The organism is Rhodococcus sp. BS-15, from assembly GCF_000813105.1.
Taxonomy (GTDB): Bacteria; Actinomycetota; Actinomycetes; order Mycobacteriales; family Mycobacteriaceae; genus Rhodococcoides.
This window is the reverse complement of the sequence record NZ_BAOX01000359.1, coordinates 1-4,404: the sequence shown is the minus strand read 5'-3', so window position 1 is coordinate 4,404 and position 4,404 is coordinate 1. Positions and strand designations below refer to the sequence as shown.

The window sequence follows — 4,404 nt, the reverse complement described above, 5'->3', positions numbered from 1 at the left end:
CCCCGGCTGGGCCCTGCTCGGGTTGCTGCTCGCCGTCTCGGCCGCATCGCGATCATGGCGCTGGGAATTTCTGCAGGCTGAGCGCCGCGTCGGCGAAAGAATCTCTGCCGGCCGAACGCGCAGCTCGCCCGCGGTGGCAGGATGTCTGGCGTGAGCGCAGACACCGACGCACCGATCGCCCGGCCCCGAGTGGTTTCCGCTGCCTACTGGCTGTGGTTGGCCTCGGCGGTGCTGCTCATCGTCGTGTGCATGATCGCCCTGACGCTTCCCGCCGACCAGATCCGCGCATCGTTCACCACCGGCGGTGCGACGGACGAACAGATCGATTCCTTCCTGACGGTCTTTCGTGGACTCGGCGTGATCTTCGGCGTGGTCGGGCTGGCCGTCGGTCTGATGTCGGGCCCGGTTCGCGGCGGCGACCGCAGGTTCCGACGCGCCCTGGTAGCGCTGTCCGGAGCCGTTGCGCTGCTGCTGACGTTCGCCGCGCTGGTCTTTCCGTTCGTGCTGTTGGTGATCACCGTCGCGTTGGTGGTCGCAGCAGTTCTGGTCTACCGGCCGTCGGCGCGGGAGTGGTTCGTCCGTGAGCAGTGAGATGAGTAGCGACACCCCCACCGACGACCCCGTGCTCTTCCACGAGCCCGGTGGGCGGTGGCGCATGCTGGCGTGGGGACCGGTGTTCTGCCTGGTGGTGCTCGCGGTCGAACTCGCATCCGGACCGGTCATCCACTGGTTCGCCCTCGCGCTGTTCTCGCTGATTCTCGTCGGTCTCACGTACGTCCAGCTCCGCGCCGCGCGGATGCACGTCAGTGTCGAACTCACCACCCGACGGCTGCGTCAGGGAACCGAGACCGTCGACCTGGTCGAGATAGACGACATACTGCCCCCGGCCGAGTACGCCGACGGTGACTACGAGCCGAAGAGATGGGAGACCGCGCGGGTACTAGGGGAACTGTCGGGTGTCCCGCGCAAGCGTCACGGCATCGGGCTGCGTCTGGTGGGCGGCGGACTGGTGCAGGCGTGGGCGAAGGACGACGACGGGTTGCGTGCGGCGCTGGAAACGGCGAAGCGGGAGTACCTGTGAGGAAGTCCCTCGGGTGGGCGGAGCTGGTGCTGGCTCTGCTCGCGGTGATCGGAGCTGTGGCGTGCTGGAACGCCGGGGTGCGCACCACCGAGTTTCCCGCGGTTCCCGATGTGTCCCCGGCGTATTCGGGAACGTTCTACTCGGGGTCCTGGATCGCGCTCGCCGCCCTGATCGTCACCGTGGCCGCACTGCTCATGGTCGACGGCGTCCGTCGACTCCTGTCGAGAGGTGCACCCCCTACCGGGTAGGGGTATGGTGGGCGTTATGAGCAGCTACAGTGCCGAGCAGGACGATCTGCTGAAGCGATTGCGTCGTATCGAGGGTCAAGTGGCCGGGATATCGAGAATGGTCGCAGACGACCGCTATTGCATCGACGTCCTCACCCAGGTGTCCGCGGTGACCAAGGCGCTGCAGTCGGTCTCGTTGAAGCTGCTCGACGCCCACCTCGCGGGATGCGTCGTGGAGGCCGCGAAACACGGCGGACCCGAGGCGGACGCGAAAGTGAAAGAGGCCTCCGAGGCCATCGCGCGCCTGGTTCGTTCCTGACGGAAGAGGAGAAAAGCCAGATGCAGACGACATATTCGGTCGAGGGCATGACGTGCGGGCATTGCGCAGCGTCGGTGAGAGAAGAAGTATCGGAGATCTCGGGAGTCACCGGCGTCGACGTCGACGTGAATTCCGGTGCGGTCGTGGTGAGCAGTGATTCGACGCTCGATACCGCGACGGTGGATGCCGCTGTCGCCGAAGCCGGGTATCGACTGGTGTCCTGACCACGACCGCGCTCGGTCGGTGGTTCGGAAGTCGCGAAAACGGTAATAGCGGAAAAATGGGACTCACCGAAATTCGTCAGGAGCGCTCGTGAAGAAACCGGTCACCGGCGCAGCGGTCATCGCCATGAGCGTCGCCTTGGTAGCGGCCTGTTCGGCGGACACCACCGAACAGGGCGGTAGCGCAGGGCCGACCGACTCGTCCGCGACCTCGTCATCGCCGGGCTCTTCTTCGGAAGCTGCTCCCTCCCCGGGCGCGCCTGCCGGTCCGCTGCCGAACCTGTCGGTCACCACCGTGCTCGACGGCCTCGACAAACCCTGGGACGTGGTGGCTGCTTCCGATGGCACGGTGCTGACCGGAGAGCGCTCCGGCCGGTTCGTCATCCGCGACTCCGCGGGAGTCCAGCGTGAACTGAACGCGGACCTCGGCGACCTCTACGCCGCCGGCGAGACCGGACTCATGGGAATCGCACTGGCTACCGATTTCGCCGCGTCGCGAACGATCTACACCTGTCAGGGTGTGCGCGGCGACGCAGGTAACAACATCGGCGTGATGTCGTGGACCGTGGACCCGGAGTGGACGGCCCTGACGAGAACCGGCACTCTCGTCGACGACATTCCGGTCGCCGACGGCGGGCGTCACGGTGGCTGCCGCATCCTGGCTCATCCTGACGGCACGCTGTACATCGGTACCGGGGACACTGCGAGCCCCACTGTTCCTCAGGATCGAAACTCGCTGGGCGGCAAGGTTTTACACGTCAACGCAGACGGCACCGCTGCAGCTGATGCACCGGATCGCATCTTCACTCTCGGTCATCGCAATGTGCAGGGACTGGCGATCCGTCCCGGGACCGATCAAATATTCGAGGTCGAGCAGGGGACGAGCCGCGACGACGAGCTCAACCTGTTGGTGCCGGGCGGCAACTACGGCTATCGCCCCGATCGACGGTCGTCGGTCTACGACGAATCGGTTCCCATGACCGACCCCGATCGGGTTCCCGGTGCCCTGCCCGCAGTGTGGAGTTCGGGTGATCCGACCATCGCCACCCCCGACGTCACGTTCACCGAGGGTGAGCAGTGGGGGTCCTGGAACGGTGCCGCGGTGATCTCGAGTCAGCAGGGCGAGAAGCTCGTCTTCCTGGCTTTGTCGGAGGACGGAACCGAGTACGTCGCCGAGGCGGAGGCGCTGGAAGGCACCTACGGCAGGCTGCGTTCGCTCACCCCCTTCGGAAGCGACGGCGGCTTCCTGCTGACCACCGACAACGGATCCGACGATCAGGTACTGCTCGTCACGCCCGAGGTCGGCTGAACCCCGGGCAACGAATTGCGTCGTGAGTCGGCGAGCCGCCTGAAGAGTGTGTTTAAGATCATGTGATACCGGTCATATCGGGCCGGTCGCGGATCGTCGTCAGGAGTGTGGATGAACAAGCTGGTGTCCAGTTCCGGAGTAATAGCTGCCAGCGTCCTCCTGACGCTTGCCGGTACGACTACCGCGACGGCGCAGGCCGATCCGCTCCCCGATCTGACGGTCACCACCGTGCTCGACGGACTCGCGAAGCCGTGGGATGCGGTGGTCGCGCCGGACGGAACGGTGCTGACGGGAGAGCGCTCGGGGCGGTTCGTGATCCGCGACGTCGGCGGTGCCACCCGCGAGCTCGCCGCGGACCTCGACGACCTGTACGCATCCGGTGAGACGGGCCTCATGGGCATTGCCCTCGCGACGGATTTCGCCGCCTCCAGAACGATCTACACGTGCCAGGGCGTTCAGGGCGGCGGTGGCGGCACCGGTAGCGCCGGAACCGGAAGTGCGGGCGGTGGCAGCGACAACCACATCGCCGTGCTCTCGTGGACCGTGGACCCGGGGTGGACGGCTCTGACGCGCACCGGCACCCTCGTCGACGATATTCCCGTCGCCGACGGCGGTCGCCACGGTGGCTGCCGAATTCTGGCTCATCCCGACGGCACCCTGTACGTCGGCACCGGAGACACGGCGTCGCCGACGGTTCCGCAGGATCGGAACTCGTTGGGCGGCAAGGTTCTGCACATCAACGCCGACGGTTCCGGCGCGGCGGGTTCACCGGATCGCATCTTCACTCTGGGGCATCGGAACGTACAGGGGTTGGCGATTCGGCCCGACACCGGTCAGATCTACGAGGTGGAGCAGGGCACCTCCCGAGACGACGAGCTGAACCTGCTGGTGCCCGGCGGCAACTACGGATACCGTCCCGATCGACTCCCGGTCATCTACGACGAGTCGGTACCGATGACCGATCCCACCCGCGTGCCCGGAGCACTCGCTGCGGTGTGGAGCTCGGGTAGCCCCGCCATCGCGACGCCCGGTCTGACCTTTGCGAACGGACCGGGATGGGGTTCCTGGAACGGGGCCGCGGTGATATCGAGTCAACAGGACGAGAAGCTCCTGTTTCTCCAGCTCTCCGAGGACGGCACGGAGTACGTCGACGAGGCCGACGCCCTGGTGGGTACGTACGGTCGACTGCGCTCGCTCACCAGTTTCGGCGACGACGGCGCATTCCTGCTGACCACCGACAACGGATC

7 protein-coding genes are annotated in these 4,404 nt (G+C 66.3%); all 7 read left to right on the top strand.

Annotation, left to right across the window (positions count from 1 at the left end; all coding sequences use genetic code 11):
• Positions 1-150: 150 nt before the first annotated feature.
• Positions 151-591, top strand: a complete 441-nt coding sequence (locus tag RHBS_RS24920; protein WP_082323454.1) for a hypothetical protein — start codon at positions 151-153, stop codon at positions 589-591.
• Between the two features lies 1 nt (position 592).
• Entirely contained in the window at positions 593-1,081 is a 489-nt protein-coding gene (locus RHBS_RS24915; RefSeq protein WP_128646754.1) for a hypothetical protein, read from the top strand.
• Positions 1,078-1,329 (top strand): hypothetical protein, encoded by a 252-nt coding sequence (locus RHBS_RS24910; RefSeq protein ID WP_237669674.1) that lies wholly within the window; start codon positions 1,078-1,080, stop codon positions 1,327-1,329. The genes RHBS_RS24915 and RHBS_RS24910 overlap by 4 nt, the downstream gene beginning before the upstream one ends.
• Before the next feature lie 16 nt (positions 1,330-1,345).
• Positions 1,346-1,627 (top strand): metal-sensitive transcriptional regulator, encoded by a 282-nt coding sequence (locus tag RHBS_RS24905; protein ID WP_032393890.1) that lies wholly within the window; start codon positions 1,346-1,348, stop codon positions 1,625-1,627.
• A 20-nt stretch (positions 1,628-1,647) separates the two neighbouring features.
• On the top strand, positions 1,648-1,851 hold the full coding sequence (locus tag RHBS_RS24900; protein ID WP_128646752.1) for a heavy-metal-associated domain-containing protein: 204 nt from the start codon (positions 1,648-1,650) through the stop codon (positions 1,849-1,851).
• Between the two features lie 88 nt (positions 1,852-1,939).
• Entirely contained in the window at positions 1,940-3,157 is a 1,218-nt protein-coding gene (locus RHBS_RS24895; RefSeq protein WP_237669672.1) for a PQQ-dependent sugar dehydrogenase, read from the top strand.
• Between the two features lie 111 nt (positions 3,158-3,268).
• On the top strand, positions 3,269-4,404 hold a 1,136-nt coding region (locus tag RHBS_RS24890), incomplete at its 3' end, for a sorbosone dehydrogenase family protein (protein WP_128646751.1).